This window comes from Cupriavidus pauculus, assembly GCF_008801835.1.
Lineage (GTDB): Bacteria > Pseudomonadota > Gammaproteobacteria > Burkholderiales > Burkholderiaceae > Cupriavidus > Cupriavidus pauculus.
In genome coordinates, this window is the sequence record NZ_VZOW01000008.1 from 154,300 (window position 1) to 180,738 (window position 26,439).

Below are 26,439 nucleotides of genomic sequence, written 5' to 3' on the forward strand. Positions count from 1 at the left end.
ACCGGTCAATCGGGAACAATGCGTACCGCCGGGTCGCACTCGCCGCTGGCCTGGACCAGTGCGGCATCGAGCGCCGCGTTGTCATCGGCGTGAATGCGATACAGCGGCTGGCCCTGCGCCACATGCGCGCCAATCGTGCAGAGCAGGTCGACGCCTGCACCGGCACTGCGCGGCGCGCCCGCTGCGCGTGCAACGCCGGAGATGCGCAGCCCGTTGATCGACTGCACGCGGCCCGCGCAGGGCGCGACGATGTCATGCGTATGCGCCCCAGGCATCACTGGTGCGGGCCGTTTGCCCTGCGCGACGGCAATACGTTCGAATGCCGCTTTCGCCTTGCCTTCATCCAGCAGCGCAGTCGCAATTCGCATGCCTTGCTCGGCGTTACCCACGCGCGGGTCGAAAGCGATAATTTCACTGGCGAAGCGCAGCGCCTTCGCGCGCAGGTCGGCCGGCGCATCGGGATCGTTATCGAGCACTTGCATTACGTCGCGGACTTCGAGGGCCGGACCGATGCCGCGGCCGATGGGGCGGCTGCCATCGGTGGCAAGTGCGCGCACCTTCATGCCAAGTCCGGCACCCACCCGCTCGAACAGGGCCCCGAGCTCACAGGCGTCGGCATGCGAAGCCAATTTCGTGTCCGGTCCATAAGGCAGATCGACCATCACGTGGGTGGCGCCGGCCGTAAATTTTTTCGACAGGATCGATGCGACGGCCCAGCGCCGCGAATCGAGCCTCAGTGGGCGTGTGATCCGGTTCATCACGTCGTCGATCACGGAATGGTTCAGGCGGCCGTTCCAGGCGATGCAGCCGCGCGCCAGCGTCACGCAGCGTCGCACGTCTTCCTGCGTCAGGTCGACGCGCGCCACGGTTTCCATGGCATCGGCGGTGCCGGCAGCGGAGGTGATGGCGCGCGACGACGTTTTCGGCATCGCCAATCCGTACGCCGCGACGATCGGCACCACGATCAACGTAATGCGGCTGCCCGGCACACCGCCCATCGAATGCTTGTCGACCACCAACGGCTCATCCCATTCGATGCGCGTGGCAAATGCGGTGCGCGCACGCGCCAGCGCCACGACTTCCTGGTCGTTCAGGCTGCCCGTGGCGGCGATCAGGAACGCGGTCAGCTCGGCGTCGCTGTAGCGGCCGGCGATTGCATCGCGCAATACGCCAACATAGGCGGCTTCGTCCAGTGCTTCGCCGCGCAGCTTGGCCCGCAGATTGACGCGGCTCGCGGGTGCGCTATCGGCGGGCGCCGATGCAAGGCAGACGGACGAGGGCGCCGCCTGCCGCAGCGCTGCGACGAAACGCGCCACGCCAACCTCCAGCGTGCTGTCGTTCGACACGGTTATGCATGCCACGCCGTCCGGCAGAGGCGCAGCCTGGCGTGCCACGCGCCGGGCCACCTGTTCGCCCGATTCACGGCCGCGTGCGGCGATGCGGCGGGCCAGTACATCCTGCGGCGCAGTCACCAGCACTACTGAAAAGCGCGGCAGGCTCGCCGACAGTTCCGCCACCACGCTGCGCGAGCCATTGGCGATGACATGCGTTCCGGCGGCCAGCGCATCGGTCAGCGACGTTGGCAAGCCATAGCGCAATTCGTGCGCGTCCCACATCACGAGAAATTCGCCTGCCTGCTGGCGTCTTGCGAACTCGATGTCCGACACGCCTTCATGGTCCTCGCCAGGCGATCCGCTGGGCCGCGTAATCACGCGCCGCGCAAAGTGATAGCCATTGCCCAGAATCGCGCGTGCACCGTCGATCAGGGAATCCTTGCCCGCGCCGCTGGGCCCTACCACCAGGAAGAATGTGCCGGTCTCGTTCATATTTAACTTAGACATCGAAGTTGTAGGGCTATGCTAGCACCGGTCCCGGGCCTGTCAAGAGAAGTTCGATGTCTAAGTTAATGCAAGGGGCGGGCCAGCGCCCGGAAATCCAGTGTGTACGCGGGATTGAGGGATTTCTCAGGGAAAACGCGCAGTGCCGGCCTGCGCGCTGACGGTGCCGCGTGCATCGACAACGCGCATCGCGCACTGATGTAGTGAGCGCTACATCGAGGGCGCGCGCGTGCGTGGCGGCGACGCCGCGCGCAAGGCGCTATCATGTGCGCTGCCTACGCCTATCGCCTGTCAAAAACCATGGCCACGAAAAAGAAGCTGGATAGCCCCGTCACGCTGACGCCTGAAGCAGAAATCGAAGAGGAACGCCTTGCGCATTTGGTCAAGGACGCCGCGCGCGCCTATATCCGCGCGCTGCAGCTGCGACTGGCCGAGCATTCGGTGTCGTATGGCCACTGGACCATCCTGCGGATCCTGTGGCGTCATGACGGACTGTCGCAACGGGAGCTGAGCGAGCGTGCCGGCGTCACAGAGCCCACCACGTTCGCCGCGGTCAAGGCGCTGGAGGCGCTGGGCTATGTCGAACGCACGCACCTGCCCGGCAACAAGAAGAAGGTGCACGTGTTCCTGAGCAAGACCGGACGCGCGCTACGGCGCAAGCTGGAGCCGCTGGCCACGGAGGTCAACACGCTAAGCGTGGAAGGGGTGAGCGAGGAGGACGTGCTGACCACGCGCCGCGTGCTGATTACGATCGCGCAGCGGTTGGTAGCCGATGAGATGGCGCTGGCAGAGCGCGGCCGGCGCGTGCCATCCACTCAGGAAGTGGGACGGCTGCTGGCCGACCTGTGACGCCGCCGCCGCTGGCCGTGGGGCGGAGCCCCTGTTCATGCGGCCAGCGCAAAAGCCCTTCGATGGCCATGCCATCGAAGGGAAAAGCCTCCCGGGTAGAAGGCGCGATCTTGCGGAGCGTCCGCGCGGATCAGGCGTCGTCCAGGCCGATATCGACGGCAGGGGCCGACTGCGTGATCTTGCTGGTGGAGATGTAGTCGACGCCGGTTTCGGCCACGGCCCGGATGGTTTCCAGGCGGATGCCGCCTGATGCTTCCACCTTGGTGCGGCCGGCAACGATCTGCACCGCCTCCTTCATGTCCGGCACCGACATGTTGTCCAGCATGATGACGTCGACGCCAGCAGACAGCGCTTCATGCACCTGCTCCAGGCGGTCGCATTCGACCTCGAGCTTGGTCAGCACCGGCAGCTTGCGGCGCACGCGCGCCACTGCCGCTGCAATGCTGCCGCACACGGCGATGTGGTTGTCCTTGATCATCACGCCATTGTCCAGGCTCAGGCGATGGTTCAGCCCGCCGCCGCACGTGACCGCGTGCTTCTCCAGCGCGCGCAGTCCCGGCGTGGTCTTGCGGCTGTCGATCAGACGCGCCTTGGTGTGCGCAATCGCTTCGGCATACTTCGCCGTGTGATTGGCGATGCCGCACAGACGCTGCATGATGTTGAGCGCGGTGCGCTCGGCGGTCAGCACGCTACGCGCGTTGCCGCTTACGTTCAGCAGCACGGCGCCTTTTTCCACCTTGTCGCCATCGGCCACGCGCACGTCCAGCGACAGGGTGGGGTCGTAGCGCGAAAAGATACGGGCGGCCACGTCGATGCCGGCGATCAGCATCGGTTCGCGCGCGTTCATGCAGAACGTGCCGGTCTCGCCGGGCTCGATCATGGTGTGAACGGTGAGATCGCAGATCCCGATGTCCTCGGTCAGCCAGAGGTCGATCAACTTGTCCGTGGCGAAAATGTCATACATGGATGTTGGCTCCTGAATGGTGGTTGCCGCACTTCTAATAACTTAGATATCGAAGTACATGGCGTAATACTAGCGCCTGCCAACGGCTTGTCAACTATTATTCGATCTCTAAGATAACGATGGCGAGCGGCGACCTCGTAGGAGGTTGGTCGGAGCGGGAAGTGGTTTGCATCGGCAAGGCGCTGCGTACGATGCGGGGCGGCGCCTGGGCGCGCACCGGGCCGCTCGATGCGGCGACTGGTGCTGGCGCGTGGGGTGCGGCCCGATGCGCCCGGAACCCGGGCGTAGCGAGCGCTGCCGGTACTGCGCAGTCAGTCGGCGGGGCTGTCGGCGTCCTGGGCGGCTTCGGCCGGTTCGTCGTCGAGATCGCTCATCTTGCGCAGCAGATAGAGCAGGGCGACGCGTTCGGCGGGATTCAACCCGCGCATGGTGCGTTCGCTGATATCCTGCGCAAACGGCACCACGTCGGCGATCAGCGCCTGCCCGGCCGGTGTCAGCAGCACCACCACCTTGCGGCGGTCGCGCGCGTCATGGGATACCTTGATCAGCTCGCGGGACTTCAATCGCTCGATGATGCCGCGCACTGTGGCCTGATCGATGGCCGTCGCGCGCGCGATCTCGCTGAGCGAACAAGAGGTATGCGCCTGAATGGCGCAGAGCACCACAAACTGGCCGGCGGTCAGTTGGGAATCTGGAATGGTTTGCTGAAAAATCGCCACATGCCGCTGATACGCGCGGCGCAGCAGATGTCCAACCTGCTCGGTGAAATCGTAGTCGTCGCGGTGAGGCGCGTGGCTCTGGCGTGTGCTCACAAGGGGCTATCCGAATTGGCGAATACCGCGCAGTATAGCCGCGCGGCTGCCGGCTAGAGCACGCGGCCAAACCACCAAAGCGACAGCAACCCCGCAAAGGCCGCCAGCAGTGCACCGGCGGCAGCGAACAGCGCGGTGATTTCAACCTGGTCGCGCTTGCCGAATGCCAGTGTGGTGCGCAGCGCGCGGTAAACCTGTTTCATGCCAGCGGCGTCGTCCAGCCGGAAGTATTGCGCGCCGGTAGTGTCGGCAATCTTCTTCAATACGGCTTCATCGAGCCTGACGCGGGACGACCAGCCGTCGGCCTTCAGCACTACGCCCTCGGTCGTGCCAACGCCTACGGTGTAGATGCGCACGCCGTAGTCGGCGGCCATCTGCGCCGCCTGCATTGCGGATGGTCCGGCATTGCTCTCGCCATCGGAAAAGACGATGATCGCGCCCGATGCGAACGATCCCGGCAATGGGGTGGCGCCGTCGCCCGTAGTTGGCCGCGTCGGCATTGGGGTGTCGTCGTCGCCCATCAGGAGCGTGGCGTCCACGCTGGCCTCTGGGACCAGCGTCGATAGCGCCACCAGCAAGCCGTTGCCGAGCGCGGTGCCGCCTTGCACCTGAAGCCGCTCGATGCTTTTGGCGACGTCGTCCTTGCTGCGCGTTGGCGCCTGCGCAACGGCAGCGGTGCCCGCTATCGACACCACGCCTACCTTGACGCCGGCCGGCTGCGCATCGAGCAGGATGTGCGCCGCCTGTTGGGCAGCGCGAAAGCGACTGGGCTTGATATCCTGCGCGCGCATGCTGCCGGAAAGGTCCATCACGAAGATAACGGTGTCGATGCGCGACGGTAGCGACAGCACCGCCTGCGGCCGGGCAACCGCCACCAGCAGCGCAATCAGCGCCGACAAGGCCAACAGCGGTCCGATGTGGCGGCGCCAGTCGGGCTTGCGGCCCGCGTGCGTGTACGCAGGCGGAAGGTGGGGCTGCGCGGCGCCCGCGCGTTGCCGCCGCGCGTCGAGCCAGAGATAGCCGAGCACCAACACCAGCGCCAACGCCAGCAGCCACAGCATGTTTGGCCACAGGAAGCTGAAGGTGGGCAGACGGCTGACGGCGTCGATCACGGCGTGCCCCGGATGGCGCCCTGGCGATGGCGACGTTCCCGCGCAAACTGGAGCAGCGTGAGATCCAGGCGCGAATAGGTGGAAAGGGTCAGGCAATCGACGCCCGCCCGGTCGAACCCCAGGCGCAGTTCCGCCTCGCGCGCCTCGGCGGCTGCGGCAAAGCGTTTGCGAAAGGAGGGGTCATGGGTGTCGACCAGCAACTGCTCGCCGCTTTCGGCATCCTGCATCACCACGAGGCCCAGATCGGGCATGGCGGTCTCCAGTGGGTCGACCAGCCGCACCGCCACCACCTCGTGGCGCCGCGCCAGCTTGTCGAGCGCGGCTTGCCAGCCCGGCGCGCTGAGGAAATCCGAGACGACGAACACCACCGAGCGCCGCTTGACGATGGCGCTGGCCGTGTCCAGCAGGTCGGCCAGATGCGTCTCGCCAGGCGATAGAGCCGACGTGCCGCGTATGCGATCGAGCACATGCAGCAGGTGGCGGCGCCCCGCGCGCGCGGGCACCGTGGCGGTGACGCCGTGCCCGGTGCCGCTGTAGAGCACCGCGCCCACGCGGTTGCCGTAGCCCGTCAGCAGCAGCGCCATCACGGCGGTGAAATCGCTGAGCATGTCGCGCTTGCGCGTGGTGCCCGATCCGAAATCGATCGATCCGCTCAGATCCAGCAGGAACCACACGGCAACTTCGCGATCCTCCTGATACTCGCGCACATGCGGGATCTGCAGTCGCGCGGTGACATTCCAGTCGATATGGCGCACGTCATCACCGGGATGATATTCGCGCAGATCGGCCAGATCGATGCCGAAGCCGCGAAACAGCGTGCGGCAGTCACCCTGCAGCAACCCATCGAGCCGGCGCACGACCGTCCATTCCAGGCGACGGACCAGCGCCTCGGTCTGGTTTGCGCTAAGGCCGGTGCCGGGCAGCGCGGCGAGGGCGTCGGGCGATGCCGCGGCCTGCTGCGGGCGTTCGTGCGCCGTCCGGCGTCTAGGCCACAGTCGCGCGAACATGGGAATCAAGCGGGCGTTCGGGTGCGGGCAGTGCGCGCACGATGCGCGTGACGATCTGGTCCGCGCTGATTCCGTCGGAGAGTGCCTCGTAGGACAGCGCCAGCCGATGACGCAGAATGTCGGGCACCAGATCGATCACGTCTTCCGGCAGCGCGTAATCGCGCGCCCGCAAGAACGCCAACGCCCGCGCGCCTTCGATCAGGCCGATGGTGGCGCGCGGGCTGGCGCCGAAGGACAGGTAGCGGTCGGTATCCGCCACGCCGTAGGCGCTGGGCCGGCGCGTGGCGGCTACCACGCGCACCGCATACTGCACCAGGCCCGGGTCGACATAGACCTTGCGGCATTGCTTCTGCAGGTCGGCCAACTGAGTGGGCGTGGCGATCGGGTTGACCTCTATGCGCGGGCCGGTGACGCGGTTGACGATCACCACTTCCTCCTCTTCGCTCGGATAACCGACCAGCACCTTCATCATGAAGCGGTCCACCTGCGCTTCGGGCAGCGGGTACGTGCCTTCGGTTTCGATCGGATTCTGCGTGGCCATCACCAGGAACGGCGACGGCACCAGATGCGTTTCTCCAGCGATGGTGACTTGCCGCTCCTGCATCACTTCCAGCAATGCGCTCTGTACCTTGGCCGGCGCGCGATTGATTTCGTCGGCCAGCAGCAGGTTGGCGAACACCGGCCCGCGCACCGTGGAAAACTCGCCGCTGGCCTGGTTGTACATGCGCGTGCCGACGAGATCGGCGGGCAGCAGATCGGGCGTGAACTGGATCCGCTTGAAGGTGCCGCTCATGGTGCGCGCCAGCGTGTTGACCGTCAGCGTCTTGGCCAGGCCGGGAACGCCTTCCACCAGCAGGTGGCCGCCCGCCAGCAGCGCCACCAGCACGCGTTCGAGAAAGTGGTCCTGGCCCACCACTACCCGTTTTACTTCGTACAGCAGGCGTTCCATCAGCCCGGCCTGGTTGGCGGCATGCGTCGCTTGGTCGTTCATGGGCGTCGATTCCTGTTAGTAAAGCGGGTGGGCGATTCAGAAAGGGCAATTCCTAGAATGGGGACGATCCGATCGAGGCCCCCGCGCTTTCGATAGTCATTGCAAAGCCGATACCGATGAAGGTGCCCGCCTTGCCGGGACTGAGAATGGCGGTGACGATGCCGACCACTTCGCCGCTCATATTCACCAGCGGGCCGCCCGAATTGCCGGGATTGGCCGCCGCGTCGAACTGGATCAGGTGTTGAAGCGTTTGCTTGCCATCGGGAGAGACGAACTGGCGATCGAGCCCGGAAACCACGCCGGCGGACACCGACGGGCCGATGCCGAACGGAAAGCCGACGGCCACCACTTCCGAGCCCGGCACAAGGTCGCGGCTCGATCCAAGCGTGGCCGCGGGCAGGTCATCGGGCAACGATCGGGCCTTCAGCACAGCCAGGTCTTTTTCGGGGATGGCCTGCAGCAGCGTGGCCTCGGAGGTCTCGCCAGTGTGAAACTTCACGTCGACGCGGCTGGCGTTGGCTACGACGTGATAGCTGGTGAGGATCACGCCGTCGTCGGTCACCACCACGCCGGAACCGATGTGATCGTCGCCGCCATCTTCGTCGGGCTGACCCTTGCGCTCGGGCGACTCGTCCTTCGCTTGGTCCTCGTGTGGCGGTGCAGGCGACCGCGGCAACGCCTTCGGGCGTGTCGATGGTGCATCACGCCGATGCTTGCGCGGATTCGACGCGACCACCGTCTGCTTGTCGTGGGTATAAATTTCAACGACCGATTCGCGCACGGCTTCGGCGGCGCGTGCGCTGCGTGCCGGGAGAGTCTTTGTCTGCAATGTATGGAGAACGGCCGCGTCGATATCGGCCTGCGTCAGTGCGCGGGGCTTTGGCTGCAGAAGCCATGCTGCGCCGGCGCCAGCGACGAAGACCAGCACGAGCGCCGTGAAGACTGCACCGAAGACCGTCACTCGTTTCATCGCAACTCCCGACGTCCGTCCAGCTCTGCAAAATACAGTACCATCGTCTCACCGATGCGCCAAGGAGCGGAGCATGCAGTTCATCTGGCCGCAAATGCTCTGGCTGCTGCTAGCGCTTCCGCTGCTGGTGGCCGCTTACGTGTACCTGCTTGCGCGACGCAAGAAGGGCGCGTTCGTTTATGCCAGCCTGGCGCTGGCCCGCGCAGCGATTGGCCCGCGCCAACGCATGCGGCGCCATATTCCTCCCCTGTTGCTTCTGCTGGCGCTGGGCGCGGCATTGCTGGCATGTGCGCGGCCCGTCGCCACCATTACTCTGCCTTCCGACGCCATCACACTAGTATTGGCGATGGACGTATCGCGCAGCATGGAGGCAACCGACGTGGCGCCCACGCGGATCCAGGCCGCGCAACAGTCGGCCCGCGACCTGATTGCCGGGCTGCCGGCGCGCGTGCGGCTTGGCATTGTTTCGTTCGCCACAACGGCCACGGTGGTATTGCCACCCACCGACAACCGGCGCGACATGCTCGAGGCGATCGACCGCTTTCAGTTGCAGCGCGGCACCGCTACCGGCAGCGGACTGATCCAGGCGCTGGCCGTATTGTTTCCCGATGACGGTATCGATCTGGAGGCCATCCTGTTCGACGGCGGAGCCGCGTCTTCGGGCCGGCCGGCGGTTCCCCTGGACGAAGCGGCGGCCGCGGACGCCCTGCGCAAGCGGCGCGCGGAGCGCGCGCCGGCGCAGCCGGGCTCGTACCGGCATGGCGCGGTAATTCTGCTCAGCGATGGCCGCCGGACTACCGGGCCCGATCCGCTCGAAGCGGCTCGGCTGGCGATGCAGCGCGGCGTGCGGGTCTATACGGTGGGATTCGGCGCGCGCCAGGGCGCGCCGTCCGAGCCGGGGCTGTCCTATTTCATGCAGCTCGACGAGCCCACCCTGCGCGCGCTGGCCACCATGACTGGCGGAGAGTATTTCCAGGCCGGATCGGCGGCGGACCTGAGCCGCGTCTACCAGCAGCTCAGCGCGCGCTTTGCGCTGGAAAGCCGCGAGACCGAGATAGGCGCGCTACTGGCCGCGGCCGCCATCGTCCTACTTATATCGGCGGGCACGCTGTCATTGCTGTGGTTCCGGCGCTAGCGGCGCGGATCAGAATCCGGTGTCGGCGGCCGATATGAGCCGCCACTGCCTGCCGTTCGATTCCAGCCGATGCGTCAACCTGAGCGACTCAAGAAAGCGTGCGTCATGCGATACCACGATCAATGCGCCGGGGTAATCGTCCAGCGCCTGCTCTATGGCCTGGCTCGATTCCAGATCGACGTGGTTGGTCGGCTCGTCCAGCAGCAGAAGCTGCGCAGGGTCGTTGCTCCACAGTACGCACGCCAGCGCGGCCTTCAGCCGCTCGCCGCCGCTCAAGGCGCCAGATGGCATGCGCACCAGATCGGCATGCAATCCCAGCAATGACAGATGACTGCGCAGCACGCCATCGGGCAGCGGCGTGCGCAACTGGTGCAGGCGATCGAGCACGGACAACTGCGGCGGCAGCAGGCTGGTGGCTTGCTGGTCCAGCCACGCGCTGCGCACGCTGGTTTCGCAAATGCCCGAAACCGGTGCGATGGTGCCGGCCAGCATCTTCAGCAACGTGGTCTTGCCGCAGCCGTTGGGCCCCGTGATCGCCACGCGTACCGGCCCGTTGAGCGTCATGCTCAGCGCCGCGCTGTCTTGCGGAAACGGCGCGACGGCGTCTTCCAGATAAATCACGCGCTTTCCCGCGGCAATGGCCGTGCCGGGGAGGACAAGCGCGACGGCCCGGTCCGCTTCGACACGGCGCGCCGCCAGTTGCACCGCGTCATCGAAGCGGGCCTGCGTGTCCTGCAAGCGTAGCCGCTCGCGTCCCGCAAACGCTTGCGCGCCATCCTTGCGGCGGCCCATCGCGATGCCGGGGATATTGGCGTCCTTCGCACTGCGCGATTGCTGCGCGGCACGGCGCTGCTGCGCATCATGCTGGCGATGCAGTGCGCGTTCGGCGGCGGCACGTTCGGCGCGCGCATGGTCCAGCGATGCTTGCGCGGCAGCGGCCTGCGCGCTGCGTTGCGCAAGGTAAAGCGTGTAGTTGCCGCCGTAGCTGCGCAGTCCATTCGGCGCCAGTTCTACGATCCGGTCCATCGCGTCGAGCAGTTCCCGATCATGGCTGATCAGAATCAGGCCGCCCGTCCAGCGTTGCAGGCGCTCATGCAGCCAGCGGCGGGCGTCGCGGTCGAGATGATTGGTCGGTTCATCAAGCACCAGGCCTTGCACGTCGGCCAGGAATGCGCCGACCAATGCCACGCGCGTCAGTTCTCCGCCGCTCAGCGATGCAGCCAGATCGTGCGGCTGCAAATGGCCCAGCCCGCTGTCCGCCAATGCCTGCCCCAGGCTGGCGCGTATGGTCCATCGCCCATCGAGCAGATCGAAATCGCTGGCAAGCGGCGCGCCGCTTTCCATGCGTTCCAGCGCATCGAGCAAAGCGGTCAGGCCGGCGACATCGGCCACCGTCGCGCCCGCGGCGGGCACGATTTCCTGCGGCACATATGCAATCGCACCGTGGCGCACCACCTGGCCGATATCGGGCGAAATCAGGCCGGCCAGCGTCCTGCCCAGCACGCTTTTGCCCGTGCCGTTTCTACCGAGCAGGCCGACGCGCTCGCACTGGAAGGTTTCATTGAGGTCATGCAGCAGCGCGCGGCCGTCGGGCAGCGTTACGCTGACGTGCCGTAGCGTGATGGAGAATTCGGGTGCGTCCGGCCCGACGGCGTCGGAGGAAACGGTCGGGGCCAGCGTCAATACCCCGGGGGCTGCGCCCCTGATTTGCGACATGAGCGATCCCGCTTTTTCGAATGTCGAAGTTCGGCATTCTCGCACGCATCGCCAATGCAACGAGCCCCGGCCATTGCTGGCGGGGGCTCGAATTCGACAATGATTGTCGAGGCGCGATCTGTCAAATCAGCCAGCCTTGCTCTGGGAAGGCTGGCGGTGCGGGCCGTCGGCACGATGGCCGGGGACCCGCGCAGACGCTGATTTAGGCGGCCACTGCGGTGTCGGCGGCCGGTGCTGCAGCCGGCGCGACCTTGGCGCGACGTGCCTTTGCCACCGGCTTCGCGGCCGGCTTGGCTGCGGCTTGCGGCTTGGCCGCCTTCGCGACCTTGGCTGCGGGCTTGGCAGCCTTCACGGGCTTTGCCACCTTGGCGGTCTTTGCCGGCGCCTTGGCTGCCTTCACCGGCTTGGCGGCTTTCACAGGCTTGGCTGCCTTGGCGGTCTTTGCCGTCTTGGCCTTTGCCTTGGCGGCTGCAGCCTTTTCCTTGGCGGCGGCCTTTTCTGCCACGACTGCGGCGCGCGCCGATTCCTTCAGCTTCTTCAGGTCGGCAACCGCCTTGACGATGGCCTTCTTACCGGCAGCAACCTGCTTGACCAGTTCTGCGCGCAGCTTGTCCAGTTGCTTCTGGGCAGCCTTCACTTCGCGGTCGAAGGCGCTTGCCTTCTTTACCGGGGCTGCAACTTTCTTCGTTGCGCGCTTGACGGGCGTTGCTGCAAGTTTCTTGATGGCCATGCGGATATTCTCCATAGAGTGATTTTCGATGGAGGCGGAGTGTAGCAGCGAACAGTAAAAAAAATCTCGCCTGCACAGTAATTTTTCTGGCAAACAGAGTGGTGAGTGTCGCTAATTTGTCCTGAATCGATCCAAGGCCAATCACGCGATCCGGATTTCCGGGTTATCGCCTCGCGATGCGATTGGCAAATTGCCGAGCGATTCGGCTGGCAGTTGCGCGCTGGCAATCTGGTTGGCGATGGCGCTGTAAGGGGTGCCGCAATGGGCGCGACGCCGCGGCGTCCGGCGTCGGCGTCTGTGAAATTGTCGGCAGAAAAGGTTGGCGGGAAAAGTCGGACGCGAAGGTTGGTTGCAAACGTTGGCCGCAAAATTCGATCGCAACGATTCGCGTGTCAGCGCTGTCGGAAAGGCGGTTCGGTTCCGGGCCGCCGGTTCCTATGCCGTCTGCGATCCGGTTGCGATGGCGCCCTGGCGACGATGCTGAACGGCGCGGCCGCTGCTGCCCATTGCCACCACGCGAAGGGCGCCGTCCCAGGCTGGCGTGGCAAGGTCCAGTACATAGTCGCCCTGTCCGGCCTTGTCATACAGGATGTCGCGCATGACCTGGCCAATCGCGATCCGACATAGCCCTTCGGTGGAGAGCGTGGCTTCGTCGGCGACAACTTCGTCGGGACCGAGAATCGCGAACGAGCGGCGGCAGGCGCCTATGAAGCTGGTGAAGCGGATAGCCAGCGGATGTCTGCTGACAGCCACATGGTAGGGAAGTCCGAGGCCATCTACGGTAAGCGTGCAAAGAAAACTGGATTGCGCGGTAGCAGGGGTCATGGCGGAAATGTTTTAGGGATTGGCATCGCCTTTCGATACCAGCATCCACGTTCCCGACTCTACTCCTTTCAACTCCTTTGCAGTGCATCGCGCGTTTTTATTCATCGCCCGTTCTGAAATGCGAAAGTGGAGGGCGATATTCATTAGCGTCAGATTCTGTGCCGTCTGCAGCGAATCGGCCGCGATGCCGTTGCGCAGTGTCCCTATTGCGTGCATTTGTCCTGATATACGCGCTGCAGCTGCCTGCGCGTGCGGTCGCGCTCGACGGTGGTGATGTCGTTGCCCTGGCTGTTCTCGACCGGTGCGCCCGACGGCCGGTAACTGCGGCGCGGCTCCTGGCCGATTTGCTGGGCCAGCCGATTGCATTGTTCGTCGAGCGACATCGGCTGCGAAGGGGAAGGCTGAAAGCGCTGGGTGCCGCCGCGCACGGCATCGGAGATCGCGTCGTTGATCGCGGCGTCGTCCGACGATGAAGTCGGCGGGGTCTGTGCATGTCCTTGAAACAGCGGCGTCAATGCCGCGAGCAGAACGAGTTGGCTTACGTGGCGGCGCAGCGGCATGAAATCTCCCCGGTTAATCGGCCAGAGCATGTTAGCGCCGCGGACGGAGCGCCGTCCATCCCTTCGCGCGATCTCTTTTCACATTCGCCCTGACCGTAGCGATGCAAAACCGCTAGGCGTCCCCATGCGCGGTACCGCCCGGTGCACCGCGCGCGAGGATCTTGTACAGGTGCGAACGCGAGATCCGCAACTGCTCGGCGGCGCGCTTCTTGTTGCCGCCGTGTCGTGCGATGGCGTCGATGACCGCGGCGTAGGCCAGTTCGCTCATGTCGGCACCGCCGTCATCGGCATACGACGCGCGCAACGGCTGCTGCTGCACGGTGTTGGACGCAAACGCGGCTGGGGTGGGATGCGCGGTAGCTTCGTCGAGCATCCCGGCACTTGCCGGGCCGTTCCGGGCCGCCTCGCCGCGCGCAAAATCGGCCACGCGCAGCGTGCGTCCATCGCAAAAGACCAGCGCTTCCTCGATCCGCTGGCGCAGTTGCCGGACATTGCCGGGCCACGGCTGGCCGGCCAGATAACGCGCCACGTCGTGGTCAATCCTTGGCGCAGGCATGCCGTTGCGGGCGCAGAAGGCATCGACAAAATGCTGCAACAAGGCGGGAATATCTTCCCTGCGCTGCCGTAGCGCCGGGATGCGCAACACCACGCCGCTGATCCGGTAGTAGAGATCCAGGCGGAAGCGGCCAGCGTCAATCAGTTCGGAGATATCGCGATTGGTGGCGGATACCAGCCGGAAATCGACGCGCTTTGGCCGTCCGCTGCCAAGCCTTTCGACCATATGGTCTTCCAGTACGCGCAGCAGCTTGACCTGCATTTCCATCGGGATATCGGCCACTTCGTCGAGAAATACCGTCCCGCCTGCGGCCATTTCGAGCTTGCCGGCCTGGCCCTGCCGGCGGCTGCCCGTGAATGCGCCCGGCGCATGGCCGAACAGTTCCGATTCGAGCAGCGTGGCCGGCAGCGCTGCCAGGTTGAGGCTGACCAGCGGCCGCTCGCTGACGGGTTCGATCCCCGAAGCATGGATCGCGCGCGCCACCAGCTCCTTGCCCGTGCCGCTTTCGCCGAGGATCAGCACCGGCACGTCCAGGCGCGCCACGGTATGAATTTCGCGACGCAGGCGCTGCATTGGCGCGCTTTCGCCAATCAGTCCGAGCGTGGCCGGCGCTTCGCGCAGTCCGTCGAACTGGCGCTGGTAGCGCGCCACCTCAGAGCGCAATGCCGACAACTCTTCATGCATGCGGATCAGCGCGTCCGGTCCCTTGAACATGACCTGTCCGATCGCCCCCACCACCTGCCCGTCGTGGCGGATCGGAAAGCGGTTAACCACGCGCGCGTCGCCGTTATTCATCTGCTGCAACTGCCCGATTTCGGCCTTGCCGCTGGCGACCACCTGCGGCAATCGCGAGTTCGGAATCACGTCGGCGGCATGACGGCCGATGCCGCCACCTGGTTCAAGGCCGAGGAATTTCTCGTGCACCGGACTCAGGAAGCGCATCCGGCCGTCCTTATCGACCACCGTGATGGCGTGGTAGGGATCGTTGAGGAAGTGGTCGAGGATCGCGCCCGCAAAGGGGACGGTTGCCAGCAGATCAAACAGCACCGCTTGCGCGTGCATCGCGTGGACGAGGATCACCCGATGCGCATCGTCTTCGAGCGACAGCCCGATGTAGCGCTGCGTGCCGGCATCGACGGGGAACAGACGGCGGCCGTCGGCCGCGTGGGCGGCATGATCGCAGGCCGCTTGCGCAGCGCGTGCCGTAACGGGATCAGTGCAGACGCCGATGGCGGCCACTTGCGCGCCATCGCGTGAAAGGATCAGGGCGCCAAGCGCGGGGGGCGATAAGGCGGGATGTGTTGTCTCCGAGGACACCGTTGTCTCCTGTCAGTGTCCATGCTGCGGACACTTTTTGTCGTTATGGCGGACATCATAGCGGCGCCGATTGGAATCCTCAATGAAATCAAGAGCTGCGCAGCATGCGCCACGCTGGCACGGGTTGTGCGGTGTTCTAGAGGTGAACACACCAAGAACAAAAACGGAGACACCGTGAGCTGGCAGCCCGAGATCGACGAACTGGCCCATCGGCGCCGCCTGGCCGACCGCATGGGTGGCGAGGAAAAACTGCAGCGCCACAAGGCCGCAGGGCGGTTGAGCGTGCGCGAACGCGTGGCGGCTATCGCCGACGCCGGATCGTTCCGCGAAGTGGGCGGCCTGAGCGGCAGTGGTCGCTATGACAGCAACGGCCGGCTGCTGGACGTGAAGCCATCGAATCTGGTGACCGGACGCGCGCAAATCGACGGGCGACCTGTGGTGCTGGTGGCCGACGATTTCACGGTCAGGGGCGGAGCCAACGAGGGCGCGGTCGGAGAAAAACTGATCCACGCCGAAAAGATGGCGCACGAATTGCGCTTGCCGATGGTGCGCCTGGTCGATGGCACCGGTGGCGGCGGCAGCGTGCGCAATATCGAAATCAAGGGTCACACGCTGCTGCCTACCATGAAGGTCTGGCAGCATGTCGTGCAAAACATGTCGACGGTGCCCGTCGTGTCGCTCGCGTTGGGTTCGGTGGTTGGCATGGGCGCGGCGCGGGTGGCGGCCAGTCACTATTCGATGATGGTGCAGGAGACCTCGCAACTGTTCAGCGAGGGTGCGCCGTCAATCGCGACGCGCAGCGGCCAGCCTGTCGACAGGAATGCGCTGGGCGGCAGCCATATCCATACGCGCAACGGCGTGGTGGACGACGAGGTGGCCACCGAGCACGAAGCGTTCGCGCGGGCGCGCCAGTTCCTGTCATACCTGCCGGGATCAGTGCACGAACTGGCGCCGCGCATGGCAAGCGGCGATGACCCGGCGCGCCGCGACGAATGGCTGCTGTCGGCGATTCCGCGCGATGGCCGCGTCGACTACGAGATTCGCCCGATCGTGCAAGCGCTGGTCGATGCCGATTCGTTCTTCGAGATCGGCCGGCATTGGGGGCAGGCCATCGTCACGGGCCTGGCGCGCATCGACGGCTGGCCGGTCGCACTGATTGCCAGCGATCCTGCGTTCCACAGTGGCAACTGGGATGGCGCGACGGCGCAGAAATTCACGCGTTTGGTCGATCTGGCGCAGACCTTCCATCTTCCCGTGGTCAATCTGGTCGATACCGCCGGTTTCCAGATTGGCATCGAAGCCGAGCAGGCCGGCGTGATGCGCGATGGCGTACGTGCGCTGGCGGCGGTCTATCAAGCCACCGTGCCGTGGTGCTCGGTGATCGTGCGACGCGCCTACGGCGTGGCCGCCGCGGCGCATCAGCACATGGGACGTTTCAATTTTCGCTACGCGTGGCCATCGGCCAACTGGGGCGCATTGCCGATCGAAGGCGGGCTCGACGTCGCGTACAAGGCCGAAATCGAAGGCGCCGACGATCCGGTGCAAAAGCGTGCCGAGATAGAACAGCGCGTGCGCAGCCTGACATCGCCGTTCCGCAGCGCCGAGGCCTTTGTCATCGAAGACATCATCGACCCACGCGATACGCGCGCGTTGCTCTGCGAGTTCGCCAATCTCGCGGCGCCGCTGCGCGAGCCTGGCATCAGCCGCTTCGGCATCCGGCCCTGAGCGGCCGTCGCCAAATCGATTGAGCGTGACTGCATTCCAAAATAAATAAGGAGACTGTTTTGAAAAAATTGCTGATTGCGAATCGGGGGGAGATTGCCTTGCGCGTACTGCGCGCGGCGCGCGATCTCGAGATTGGCACCGTGGCGGTCTATTCGCAGGACGATTCAAGCGCGCTTCATCGCATCCTGGCCGACGAAGCCGTTGCGCTCGATGGCGCCGGCCCCGCTGCATATATCGACATCGAAGGCATCGTCGCAGCGGCCAAAGGGTCCGGATGCGACGCCGTGCATCCGGGCTATGGATTTCTTAGCGAACGGGCCGATTTTGCGCAAGCCTGCGCCGATGCCGGCATCCTGTTTGTCGGTCCGACGGTGGAACAGCTGGCGTTGTTTGGCGACAAGGGCCGCGCACTGGCATTGGCGCGTGACGGTGATGTGCCGGTCATGCCCGCGACGCCAGGTGGCGCATCGTTGGAAGCCATTACAGAATTCTTCGATGCGCAGGGCGGCGCGGGCGTGGTGATCAAGGCCGTGGGCGGTGGCGGCGGCCGCGGCATGCGCGTGGTCCGGCACCGCGACGGCTTGCCCGAAGCCTATGCGCGCTGTCGCTCGGAAGCTGCATCGGCATTCGGTGTCGATGCATTGTATGCAGAGCGGTTGGTGGCGCGCGCACGCCATATCGAAGTCCAGATTGCCGGCGACGGCGAGCAGGTCATCGCGTTGGGCGAGCGCGACTGCACGTTGCAGCGACGCTTTCAGAAACTGGTGGAAATCGCACCAAGCCCGGTGCTGCAACCGCATCTGCGTGACGAAATCATCAAGGCCGCGCTGCGCCTGGCGCGCCGCGTCAACTATCGCAGTCTCGGCACTTTCGAGTTTTTGGTCGAAGAGACCGAAGATGGCGAGCAGAAGAATTTCGTCTTTATCGAAGCCAATCCGCGCCTGCAGGTCGAGCACACAATCACCGAGCAGGTAACGGGCGTCGATCTGGTGGCGCTGCAGATCGGCTTGGCCGCGGGGCGCACGCTGGCGGAGCTGGGTCTGAATCCCGCTTCGCCGCCGCTGCCGCGTGGCTTTGCAATTCAGGTCCGTGTGAACGCCGAGATGACCGATGCGCAGGGCCTTGCGCGGCCGGCCCATGGCAGACTTGAACGTTTCGATCCACCGACGGGGCCTGACGTGCGCGTGGACACGCATGCCTATGCCGATTACGAGCCGTCGCCCAATTTCGACACGCTGTTGGCCAAGCTGATCGTTAGCAGTGCTGCGCCGAAGTTTGACGCCGCGGTGCGCCGGCTGCAGCGCGCTCTGGCGGAGTTTCGCATTGTCGGGGTGCCTACCAATCTGGATTTGCTGCGCGCGCTTGTGCAGCGCGACGATTTCCTGACGCAGGATATTCATACGCGGCATTTCGAAGCGATTTTGCCGGAGCTGGCCGCAGCCGCGCAGTCGATTGCCCACGCGGGCCGCGCGCAGGACGCACTGCTCGGCGGTGCGGTGCGCCAGGCTGCGGCGCACGCGCCGCGCGCCGCCGAGCCGGAGGAGCAGATCGACGAAGGGCTGGTGGCCGTTCGCGCGCCGCTGACGGGCCGCGTTGTCGAGATTGCCGTGCAGTTGAACGACATCGTCAAGCCTGGGCAAACCGTGGCGGTGCTCGATGCCATGAAGATGGAGCATGCGATTGCTGCCGAATGCGCCGGCCGCGTCGTTGACTTGCGGCTTGAAAAGAACGCGCTGGCGTCGGAAAAACAGGTGCTGATCGTACTGGAGCAGACCGATGCCGATGGCGCTGCCGCCGATACCGCGCAGAGCCACGATCCAGCGGCCATCCGCGCGGATCTGCAGCGTGTGCTTGATCGCCATGCCTATCTCTACGATGAAAATCGTCCCGACGCGGTAGCCCGACGCCGGTCGCGCAATCAGCGTACGGCGCGCGAGAATATTGCGGACCTGTGCGATGCCGACACGTTTGTCGAATACGGCGCGCTGGCGCTGGCGGCGCAGGCTACGCGCCGTACCCGCGAGGACCTGATCGCCAATACGCCCGCCGATGGGCTGATCACCGGCGTGGGCAGCGTCAACGGCGACCTGTTCGGCAAGGATCGTGCGCGCAGCGCCGTGATGGCCTATGACGCCACCGTGATGGCAGGCACACAAGGCAAGCGCAACCATATCAAGACCGATCGCATTGTCGAGGTGGCGCTGCGTGACGAACTGCCGCTGGTGCTGTTCGGCGAAGGCGGCGGTGGCCGCCCCGGCGACATTGACTATCCGTCCGTGTCGGGTCTGTACCAGCCGTCGTTTGCGGCGTTTGCCGAACTGAGCGGCCAAGTGCCCGTGGTGGGCATCGTGTCGGGCCGATGCTTTGCCGGAAATGCCGCTTTCCTTGGATGTTGCGATGTGATCATCGCCGACAAATCCGCCAATATCGGCATGGCGGGTCCTGCCATGATCGAAGGCGGCGGGCTTGGCATTTTTCGCCCGGAAGACGTCGGACCCGCGCCGGTGCAGTACGCCAACGGCGTCATCGACGTGCTGGTGGAAAACGAGGCCGAGGCCACGCGCGTGGCGCGCCATTACCTGTCGATGTTCCAGGGACGGGTTGCCGACTGGAGCGCGCCGGACCCCATTCAGCTGCGTCATGTGGTCCCGGAGAACCGGCTGCGCGTTTACGACACGCGCAAGGCGATCGAAGGCATTGCCGATGCCGGTAGCGTGCTGATGCTGCGCGGCGGATTTGGCGCGGGGATCCATACCGCGCTGGCGCGCGTGGAGGGCCAGGCGGTGGGCGTCATGGCCAACAATCCGTATCACCTGGGCGGCGCAATCGACGCGGATGCGGCTGACAAGGCGTCGCGCTTCATGCAGCTTTGCGATGCGCATGGCCTGCCGATCGTGTCGCTGATCGACACGCCGGGATTTATGGTGGGGCCCGACGTGGAGGCGCGCGCGCAGGTGCGCCATGTATCGCGCATGTTCCTGACGGCAGCCAAGCTGCGCGTCGCGTTGCTGGCCGTCACGCTGCGCAAGGGCTATGGGCTTGGCGCGATGGCGATGGCGGGCGGCGGATTCCGCTCGGCGAGCTTCACGATCTCTTGGCCGACCGGTGAATTCGGACCGATGGGGCTGGAAGGCGCGGTGCGGCTCGGCTTCAAGAAGGAACTGGAGGCGCTGCCGGACGGCCCGGAGCGCAAGGCGTTGTTCGACAAGCTGGTGGCGCAATCGTACGAGCGTGGCCACGCCATCAACACGGCTGCAGCCGTGGAGATCGACGCCGTGATCGATCCTGCCGAAACGCGCAAATGGATTGCACAAGGCATCGCATCGGCGGAAGTGCGCGGCCGCCGCGCGCGCCGTGGCTTCGTCGACGCATGGTAGCCGCAGGCGCAATGACCACCGAGCCAGCAATGAGCCACGAGGTTTTCATGACCCAGAAAAATCCGGATCCATCGCAATTGGCGCTGGCAGGGCTGCGCGTGCTTGAAATCGGCGCAGGGCCTGCACTGGCCTACACGGGAAAGCTGTTTGCCGATTTCGGCGCCGAGGTCATCAAGGCCGAAAGCGCGGCGGGCGACGCCTGGCGGCAGATGCCCCCGCTGGTGGCCACGTCCGATGCGGCGCCGCCCGAGAGCGCGCTGTTCGCATGGCTGAACACCAACAAGCGCAGCATCACCGTGCACGAGGGCGACGCAGACGATGGCGCATGGCTGGCGCAGCTTGCCCAGACCTGCGATGTGGTGCTGGACGCGCGCGCACTGACTGAGGGCGTCGCGGTGCTGTCGCGGCCGGTATGGCGGACCGCCGACGCGGCGGGCCACGTGCCGATCGAAATCGTCCTGACATGGTTTGGCGAGAACGGCCCTTACAGCGAGTATGCGGGCGCCGAATCGGTGTGTCGCGCGCTGGCCGGCGCGGTGCATGGCAGCGGCCCGGTCGAAGGGCCGCCGCACATGCCGCACGACGTGCAGACCGCGATTGCGGCTGGCCTCTCCGCGTTCTCCGCTGCGGTGGCGGCGCTGGCAGGGGCTGCGCATGGCAGCCGGCGCTACGTGCTCAGCGTGCACGAATGCGCGCTGAGCGTGGTCGAAATGGAAGCCGGCATGGTGCCCGACAAACGGCATCCGCTACGGCGGCTGGGCGTCAATCGGTTCTGCGGCACGCATCCCGCCGGCATCTATCAGGCCGCCGAAGGCTGGATCGGCATCTTCACGCACACGTTGCCGCAGTGGCAGGCGCTATGCGAAGCGATCGGACGTCCAGACCTGGCGAACGATCCACGTTACGCCAGCGGCCCCGATCGCATGGCACGCGCCGATGAAATCGACGCGCTACTGATCCCCGCGTTCCGGTCGCGCACGGCAGCGCAGTGGTTCGAACTGCTTGGCGGCATGAAGCATCCCACGGTCATCGTTCCAACCATGGACGAGTTGCTGCGCCAGGATGTGCATCGGCAACGCGGCGCGTTTGTTCCGGTGCAAGCTGGCGATTCAGTGTTCGAAGGGCCGGTGGTGCCGTTGCGTCTCGATGATGCGGGTCCGCTGCCAGGCGGGCGCGCGCCGTCGAAGGGCGAGCACGATCGGCTGTACCGCACGTCGGGCCTCGATCGCGTTCCCGCGCGGCGGCTGGCGCGTGCGTCAGACGATCGGGCGCCGCTGAAGGGCATGCGCGTGATCGATCTGACGATGGGTTGGGCGGGACCGCTTGCGTCACGCACGCTGGCCGATTTCGGCGCGGAAATCATCAAGGTGGAAAGCACCGCGTACCCGGACTGGTGGCGCGGCGCACATTTCACCGAGGAGTTCTATCGCGACAGGCTTTATGAAAAGAACTCGAATTTCCATCTGATGAACCGCAACAAGCTCGGCATCACGCTGGACCTGACGCAGCCCGAAGGCAAGGCGCTGCTGCTCGATCTGGTGGCGCATGCCGATGCGGTGATCGAGAACTACTCGGCAGAGGTGCTGCCGAAGCTCGGGCTCGACTACGAGGCGCTGCGCGCGCGCAACGCGCGGCTGGTCATGCTGTCGATGCCGGCGTTTGGGCTTGGCAATGCGTGGAGCAATACCCGCGCTTACGGCGGCACGCTGGAACAGGCCAGTGGCCTGCCGCTGTACACGGGACATCCGGATGGACCGCCGGCGATGACGTCGTATGCGTATGGCGACCCGGTTGGCGGCCTCAACGCGGGTGCGGCGATGCTGCTGGCGCTGTTCGAACAGCAGCGCACGGGCCGCGGCCGGCACGTCAACCTGTCGCAGGTGGAAGCCATGCTGCCGATGGCTGCACCGTTCATCATCGAACAATCGGTAACCGGCACAGTCGCGCCGCGGCAGGGCAATCGTCATCCCATGGCAGCGCCGCATGGCTGTTACCGCTGCGCTGGCGAGGACGAGTGGATCGCGCTAAGCGTGGGCGATGCGCAGTGGCCGGCATTGTGCGCGGTGATCGGCGGTGGCGCTCTGGCCGACGATCCGCAGCTCGCGCACGCGGCAGGCCGCCGGGTTGCGCAGGACCGCATTGACGCCGCCATCGCGCAGTGGTGCGGCACGCGCGATGCGGAGACGGCCATGCAGCAGTTGCAGGAGGCCGGTATCGCCGCGGGCGTGGTGCGGCCGATGTGGCAGGTGCTGCAGGACCGGCATCTGCGCGCGCGCGGCTTCTGGCGCGACGTCGAGCGAGCGCATGTCGGCGCGTATAGGGCCAGCACGGCGTGGTTTCGCATCGGCCAACAACCGATGCCGATGCGGCATGTTTCGCCCACGCTCGGCCAGCACACCGATGAGGTGCTGAGCCGTGTGCTGGGACTCGACGGCGAGCGGCTTGCCGATCTGGAGCGGCGCGGCGTCACAGGACAAACCGCCAGGCCGAAGCGCCAGAAAGCGACCGCATAGCGCAGAACCAAGCCCGCGCTGCGCGAATCCGCGCTCGGGCGAACCCCAAACAGGACGATCAGATCCTTCCAGGCAACACCAGAATACGGAGACAACATGAACCAGCAACGACGCAAAATTGGACTGGCACTGGCCGCAATGGCGGCCATTCCCGCCATACTGTCCAGCGCGGCCACGGCGCAGACGGCGCAATGGCCCGCCAAGCCGATCCGCATGATCGTGCCTTTTCCGGCGGGATCGTTCACTGACACCGTGGCACGCGTGCTGTCCGAACGTCTTACCAAAGCGCTCGGACAGCCGGTAGTGGTCGAGAACAAGGCGGGCGCCAACGGACTGATCGGCGTGACGGAAGCGGCCCGGTCCGCGCCGGACGGATACACGCTGCTGGTGACCAATTCCAGCAGCATCACGATCAATCCGCATATCTACAAAAAGGGCACCTACAAGGCCAAGGATTTTGCGCCGGTGACGCTGGTGCTGGAGGCGCCGTTCATTCTGGTGACGAATCCGGAATGGTCGCAGAAGAACGCGGTGGGGTCGGTCGGCGATCTGGTTCGCTTTGCCACGCAGAATCCGGGAAAGATCAGTTACGGCTCCGCCGGCCCCGGCAACATCGCGCATCTGAGTTTTGCAATGCTCAACAACCGCGCGAAGATCAACACCACTCATGTGCCGTACAAATCCGCGGCGCAGGCGGAAATGGCGGTGATCAGCGGTGAACTCGATACGGCGTTCGACACGTGGAGCGCGCTGCCGCAGATCAAGGGCGGCAAGCTCAAGCCGATTGCGGTCAGTTCGACGCGGCGCATGACGCAGTTGCCCGATGTGCCCACTGTGGAAGAGGCCGGTATCGCGCCATTCAACGCTACGTTCTGGATTGGCATGCTCGCGCCGGCCGGTACGCCGCCGCAGATTGTTCAGAAGCTCCACGCCGCTGCGCGCGGTGTGCTCGAAGACGCCAAGGCAAAGGGCGCGCTCAGCCAGCAGGGCGACGTCGTGATGGTCGATCCCGAGAATTTCGGCAAACGGATCGAAAAGGAAGAAGCAAGCTGGGCCGTGGTGATCCAGCGCGAAAACATCACGCTGGACTGATCGGCCGACGTGCCGACGCATAAAAGAACGGGCGGAAATTCCGCCCGTCTTTCTACGTGAAAATTGCCGCTTACCGACTGGCAATTTCCCTTCCTGGTCTGTCCGAGCGCGCGAAATATCCGGTAAATCCGTCTGCCCTCATTGCATTTTGTCGCGCTTCGCCACTGGCGTTTGGCTTGCGCTTCTGCCAAGATTGCGGCCCTTCATCGACCACGGCCCACGTTGCTGCAGTTCTATCATGGCTTCGCGCAAAGCTCACCACGCCACCGGATGGGCGGCCGCCTTCATCGCTGCCGCGGTCATCGCGCGACACGGCGCGGGAACATGGCATTGGGCGAGCGTGGCCGGCTTTGTCGCCGCGCTGCCGGGCGCCACCGCGCCAGACTGGATGGAAGTGGCATGGTGGTCGAAGTCCCGTCGGCTATGGATTACGCATCGCAGCTGGACACATTGGGGTGTCATCTGGATCGGCCTGTTGCTTTGGTCCTATCACGCGCTTGGCACGCATGCGCTCGCCGCACCGGCTTTTGGCTTTGCATGCGGCGGCGTCATGCATCTGCTGGCCGACTGGCCCAATCCGCTAGGTGTGCCTTGGATCGCACGCCGTCACTCGCTGAACTGGTGGAAGAGCGGACGGTGCGATTTGATCATTGTGGCCGCGGCCTGGCTCGGCGCTTTTGCCGTGTTCGATGACGTCTGGCTGCACCGCACGCATATCGTCGAATTTCTGCGCTATGTGACAGCACTGCCTTTCAAGGTGCTGGTTTCCTGAGCGAGCTTTTAACTGGCTAGACGCTGAAAGTCGCGCCCGCCACCAGAACTAGCGGTTCCTTGTAAAAGTTGCGAAGCGCAATTATATTGGTTGCGTAGCGCAACCAAATAGCAGCCAAACAAGCGAATAGATCGGAGCCCGCCCGCTATGGATTTTGTCGATACCCCCGCACAATCGCGCGAGCAAACCGTTCTGGAATTACGGGAGTTTTCGCGCAAACTGGTCCGTGAATTGGGTTTTATGCGCAGTACGCTGGCAAACAGCGACCTCGCGCCATCGGCAGTGCATGCCATTATCGAAATCGGCGCGACCCCGGGCATTCAGGCGCGCGACCTTGCCAATATCCTCCGGCTGGACAAGTCGAATACGAGCCGTCAGATCGCCAAGCTCGAAGCAGGCGGTCTGGTTACACGAAGAGCATCGGACCAGGACGGACGATCGTCCGAGCTGTATCTGACGGATGCGGGCCAGGACTTGCGACGACGCATCGACGCCTTTGCGACCGACCAGGTGTCTCATGCGTTGCGGCGGCTGGCGCCGGCAGATCAGCGCACCTTGGTCAGGTCGATGTCGCTTTACGCCGATGCGCTGGCGCTGGATAACAATGGTGAAGCGTCGCTTGACGCCCGCGCGGAAACGGGCCGCATCGTGGAGGGTTATCAGCCCGGTTGTATTGGCGACGTGGCAAGCCTGCATGCGCGCTTTTACGCAAAACACTGGGGCTTCGGCGTATTTTTCGAACACAAGGTAGCGACGGAGTTGGCGACGTTTGCGCAGTCTTTGCCCAATTCCGACTGCGCGCTCTGGCTCTATGTTGAAAACGGCAGGTTCTTGGCGTCGGTGGCCATCGATGGCGATGCCACGACCCGCGTTGGGCATTTACGCTGGTTTATCGTCGACGATTCACTGCGCGGCTCGGGCATCGGGCGCCGGCTGATTGAACGGGCAATGGCGTTTGTCGATGCGCGCTTCGACGAGACGTATTTGTGGACCTTTAAAGGTCTCGATGCCGCGCGACATTTATACGAATCGGTGGGCTTCCGCCTGGCTGAAGAAGCGCAAGGGCAGCAATGGGGCACGCCGGTGATCGAGCAACGATTCACGCGCGCGCGACCGCGGGCATGACGACGGAACCCTGCGACGCGCGGGCGTCACGCCGCGCGCATCGCAGGGGCCACAGCTACTGCCAAGGTGGCCGCTTATGCGGGTTCGCCAAGCAACTCGGTTTTGCGGGCTTCCAGTTGTGTGGCGATCTCGCGCAGATCGACCTTCGCCTTGATCACGGCGCCAAACAGTTCGCCTTCTTCCTCTTCCACATGGTGGCCGACGTATTCGGTCAACACCTTGTAGTTGGCGTCCAGCATGTCCGGCTCTCCGCCTTCAATCTTCGCAATCAGCTCCTTCGCGACGCCATGCTCGACCTTCGCTTCATCGAGCATGTCGTCGATCTTGGGGTCGTCTCAGAAAACGGAAAATAAAGCACGCTAAGGCATAGCCGAACCTGCCAAGCTTGCTCCACCCTGTAGTGACGCGATCAGCGGGCAGGAAACGTTCCCCCTTCGCGCATGGCAGGCGCAC

General features: G+C 64.9%; 21 protein-coding genes and 1 pseudogene. 8 read left to right on the forward strand and 14 right to left on the reverse strand.

Annotated features, from left to right (window positions below; all coding sequences use genetic code 11):
* Positions 1–5: 5 nt before the first annotated feature.
* A complete protein-coding gene (gene phnN, locus F7R19_RS11685) occupies positions 6–1,826 on the reverse strand; it encodes a phosphonate metabolism protein/1,5-bisphosphokinase (PRPP-forming) PhnN (protein WP_150980786.1) in 1,821 nt (606 codons plus the stop codon).
* Between the two features lie 312 nt (positions 1,827–2,138).
* On the opposite strand from phnN, the gene F7R19_RS11690 reads away from it, so the two are divergent.
* A complete protein-coding gene (locus F7R19_RS11690; protein WP_150980788.1) occupies positions 2,139–2,687 on the forward strand; it encodes a MarR family winged helix-turn-helix transcriptional regulator in 549 nt (182 codons plus the stop codon).
* A gap of 130 nt (positions 2,688–2,817) precedes the next feature.
* Here the strand turns inward: F7R19_RS11690 and nadC are convergent, their stop codons facing one another.
* The 6 genes from nadC to F7R19_RS11720 form a co-directional block, all read right to left on the reverse strand.
* On the reverse strand, positions 2,818–3,651 hold the full coding sequence (gene nadC / locus F7R19_RS11695; protein WP_150980729.1) for a carboxylating nicotinate-nucleotide diphosphorylase: 834 nt from the start codon (positions 3,649–3,651) through the stop codon (positions 2,818–2,820).
* A gap of 311 nt (positions 3,652–3,962) precedes the next feature.
* Entirely contained in the window at positions 3,963–4,463 is a 501-nt protein-coding gene (locus tag F7R19_RS11700) for a MarR family winged helix-turn-helix transcriptional regulator (RefSeq protein ID WP_061954106.1), read from the reverse strand.
* 53 nt (positions 4,464–4,516) lie between these two features.
* The gene (locus tag F7R19_RS11705; protein ID WP_150980732.1) at positions 4,517–5,575 is read right to left on the reverse strand and encodes a vWA domain-containing protein; all 1,059 of its coding nucleotides are present in this window, start codon (positions 5,573–5,575) and stop codon (positions 4,517–4,519) included.
* A complete protein-coding gene (locus F7R19_RS11710) occupies positions 5,572–6,582 on the reverse strand; it encodes a DUF58 domain-containing protein (protein ID WP_150980736.1) in 1,011 nt (336 codons plus the stop codon). The genes F7R19_RS11705 and F7R19_RS11710 overlap by 4 nt, the downstream gene beginning before the upstream one ends.
* Entirely contained in the window at positions 6,560–7,573 is a 1,014-nt protein-coding gene (locus tag F7R19_RS11715) for an AAA family ATPase (protein ID WP_061954112.1), read from the reverse strand. Before F7R19_RS11715 ends, F7R19_RS11710 begins: the two co-directional genes overlap by 23 nt.
* A gap of 52 nt (positions 7,574–7,625) precedes the next feature.
* On the reverse strand, positions 7,626–8,543 hold the full coding sequence (locus F7R19_RS11720; protein WP_150980739.1) for a S1C family serine protease: 918 nt from the start codon (positions 8,541–8,543) through the stop codon (positions 7,626–7,628).
* A gap of 73 nt (positions 8,544–8,616) precedes the next feature.
* On the opposite strand from F7R19_RS11720, the gene F7R19_RS11725 reads away from it, so the two are divergent.
* Positions 8,617–9,678: a VWA domain-containing protein gene (locus tag F7R19_RS11725; protein ID WP_150980742.1), complete on the forward strand. Its 1,062-nt coding sequence runs from the start codon at positions 8,617–8,619 to the stop codon at positions 9,676–9,678.
* Positions 9,679–9,687: 9 nt separating this feature from the next.
* On the opposite strand, the gene F7R19_RS11730 is transcribed toward F7R19_RS11725, so the two are convergent.
* The 5 genes from F7R19_RS11730 to F7R19_RS11750 form a co-directional block, all read right to left on the reverse strand.
* Entirely contained in the window at positions 9,688–11,394 is a 1,707-nt protein-coding gene (locus tag F7R19_RS11730; RefSeq protein WP_150980745.1) for an ABC-F family ATP-binding cassette domain-containing protein, read from the reverse strand.
* Positions 11,395–11,596: 202 nt separating this feature from the next.
* The gene (locus tag F7R19_RS11735) at positions 11,597–12,124 is read right to left on the reverse strand and encodes a hypothetical protein (RefSeq protein WP_084003858.1); all 528 of its coding nucleotides are present in this window, start codon (positions 12,122–12,124) and stop codon (positions 11,597–11,599) included.
* A 435-nt stretch (positions 12,125–12,559) separates the two neighbouring features.
* The gene (locus tag F7R19_RS11740; RefSeq protein ID WP_223506145.1) at positions 12,560–12,877 is read right to left on the reverse strand and encodes a hypothetical protein; all 318 of its coding nucleotides are present in this window, start codon (positions 12,875–12,877) and stop codon (positions 12,560–12,562) included.
* Between the two features lie 275 nt (positions 12,878–13,152).
* Entirely contained in the window at positions 13,153–13,509 is a 357-nt protein-coding gene (locus F7R19_RS11745) for a hypothetical protein (RefSeq protein WP_150980748.1), read from the reverse strand.
* A gap of 112 nt (positions 13,510–13,621) precedes the next feature.
* Positions 13,622–15,382, reverse strand: a complete 1,761-nt coding sequence (locus F7R19_RS11750) for a sigma-54 interaction domain-containing protein (protein ID WP_150980750.1) — start codon at positions 15,380–15,382, stop codon at positions 13,622–13,624.
* A 174-nt stretch (positions 15,383–15,556) separates the two neighbouring features.
* On the opposite strand from F7R19_RS11750, the gene F7R19_RS11755 reads away from it, so the two are divergent.
* The 6 genes from F7R19_RS11755 to F7R19_RS11780 all read left to right on the forward strand — a co-directional run bounded on the left by F7R19_RS11755 (position 15,557) and on the right by F7R19_RS11780 (position 25,986).
* Positions 15,557–17,107 carry an acyl-CoA carboxylase subunit beta gene (locus F7R19_RS11755; protein WP_150980753.1) on the forward strand — a complete coding sequence of 517 codons (1,551 nt, stop codon included), beginning with the start codon at positions 15,557–15,559 and terminating at the stop codon, positions 17,105–17,107.
* A gap of 59 nt (positions 17,108–17,166) precedes the next feature.
* The gene (locus F7R19_RS11760) at positions 17,167–20,484 is read left to right on the forward strand and encodes an acetyl-CoA carboxylase family protein (RefSeq protein WP_150980755.1); all 3,318 of its coding nucleotides are present in this window, start codon (positions 17,167–17,169) and stop codon (positions 20,482–20,484) included.
* A gap of 47 nt (positions 20,485–20,531) precedes the next feature.
* Complete coding sequence (locus F7R19_RS11765) at positions 20,532–22,997, forward strand: CaiB/BaiF CoA-transferase family protein (RefSeq protein ID WP_150980757.1); 2,466 nt, start codon at positions 20,532–20,534, stop codon at positions 22,995–22,997.
* Positions 22,998–23,093: 96 nt separating this feature from the next.
* A complete protein-coding gene (locus tag F7R19_RS11770) occupies positions 23,094–24,089 on the forward strand; it encodes a Bug family tripartite tricarboxylate transporter substrate binding protein (RefSeq protein ID WP_150980758.1) in 996 nt (331 codons plus the stop codon).
* A gap of 238 nt (positions 24,090–24,327) precedes the next feature.
* The gene (locus tag F7R19_RS11775) at positions 24,328–24,861 is read left to right on the forward strand and encodes a metal-dependent hydrolase (RefSeq protein ID WP_150980760.1); all 534 of its coding nucleotides are present in this window, start codon (positions 24,328–24,330) and stop codon (positions 24,859–24,861) included.
* Between the two features lie 147 nt (positions 24,862–25,008).
* Positions 25,009–25,986, forward strand: coding sequence for a bifunctional helix-turn-helix transcriptional regulator/GNAT family N-acetyltransferase (locus F7R19_RS11780; protein WP_150980762.1), 978 nt, complete (start codon positions 25,009–25,011; stop codon positions 25,984–25,986).
* A gap of 74 nt (positions 25,987–26,060) precedes the next feature.
* On the opposite strand, the gene F7R19_RS11785 is transcribed toward F7R19_RS11780, so the two are convergent.
* Entirely contained in the window at positions 26,061–26,300 is a 240-nt protein-coding gene (locus F7R19_RS11785) for a hypothetical protein (protein WP_211922727.1), read from the reverse strand.
* Between the two features lie 45 nt (positions 26,301–26,345).
* Positions 26,346–26,439, reverse strand: a pseudogene (locus tag F7R19_RS11790) (MerR family transcriptional regulator); the annotation flags it as partial.

Bases quoted from the DNA above. Each gene is read 5' to 3' on its own strand.
- F7R19_RS11720 (WP_150980739.1), bottom strand. From the start codon at position 8,543: ATGAAACGAGTGACGGTCTTCGGTGCAGTCTTCACGGCGCTCGTGCTG.
- F7R19_RS11690 (WP_150980788.1), top strand. From the start codon at position 2,139: ATGGCCACGAAAAAGAAGCTGGATAGCCCCGTCACGCTGACGCCTGAA.
- F7R19_RS11730 (WP_150980745.1), bottom strand. From the start codon at position 11,394: ATGTCGCAAATCAGGGGCGCAGCCCCCGGGGTATTGACGCTGGCCCCG.
- phnN (WP_150980786.1), bottom strand. From the start codon at position 1,826: ATGAACGAGACCGGCACATTCTTCCTGGTGGTAGGGCCCAGCGGCGCG.
- F7R19_RS11780 (WP_150980762.1), top strand. From the start codon at position 25,009: ATGGATTTTGTCGATACCCCCGCACAATCGCGCGAGCAAACCGTTCTG.
- F7R19_RS11725 (WP_150980742.1), top strand. From the start codon at position 8,617: ATGCAGTTCATCTGGCCGCAAATGCTCTGGCTGCTGCTAGCGCTTCCG.
- F7R19_RS11785 (WP_211922727.1), bottom strand. From the start codon at position 26,300: ATGCTCGATGAAGCGAAGGTCGAGCATGGCGTCGCGAAGGAGCTGATT.
- F7R19_RS11765 (WP_150980757.1), top strand. From the start codon at position 20,532: ATGACCCAGAAAAATCCGGATCCATCGCAATTGGCGCTGGCAGGGCTG.
- F7R19_RS11710 (WP_150980736.1), bottom strand. From the start codon at position 6,582: ATGTTCGCGCGACTGTGGCCTAGACGCCGGACGGCGCACGAACGCCCG.
- F7R19_RS11775 (WP_150980760.1), top strand. From the start codon at position 24,328: ATGGCTTCGCGCAAAGCTCACCACGCCACCGGATGGGCGGCCGCCTTC.
- nadC (WP_150980729.1), bottom strand. From the start codon at position 3,651: ATGTATGACATTTTCGCCACGGACAAGTTGATCGACCTCTGGCTGACC.
- F7R19_RS11735 (WP_084003858.1), bottom strand. From the start codon at position 12,124: ATGGCCATCAAGAAACTTGCAGCAACGCCCGTCAAGCGCGCAACGAAG.
- F7R19_RS11715 (WP_061954112.1), bottom strand. From the start codon at position 7,573: ATGAACGACCAAGCGACGCATGCCGCCAACCAGGCCGGGCTGATGGAA.
- F7R19_RS11745 (WP_150980748.1), bottom strand. From the start codon at position 13,509: ATGCCGCTGCGCCGCCACGTAAGCCAACTCGTTCTGCTCGCGGCATTG.
- F7R19_RS11770 (WP_150980758.1), top strand. From the start codon at position 23,094: ATGAACCAGCAACGACGCAAAATTGGACTGGCACTGGCCGCAATGGCG.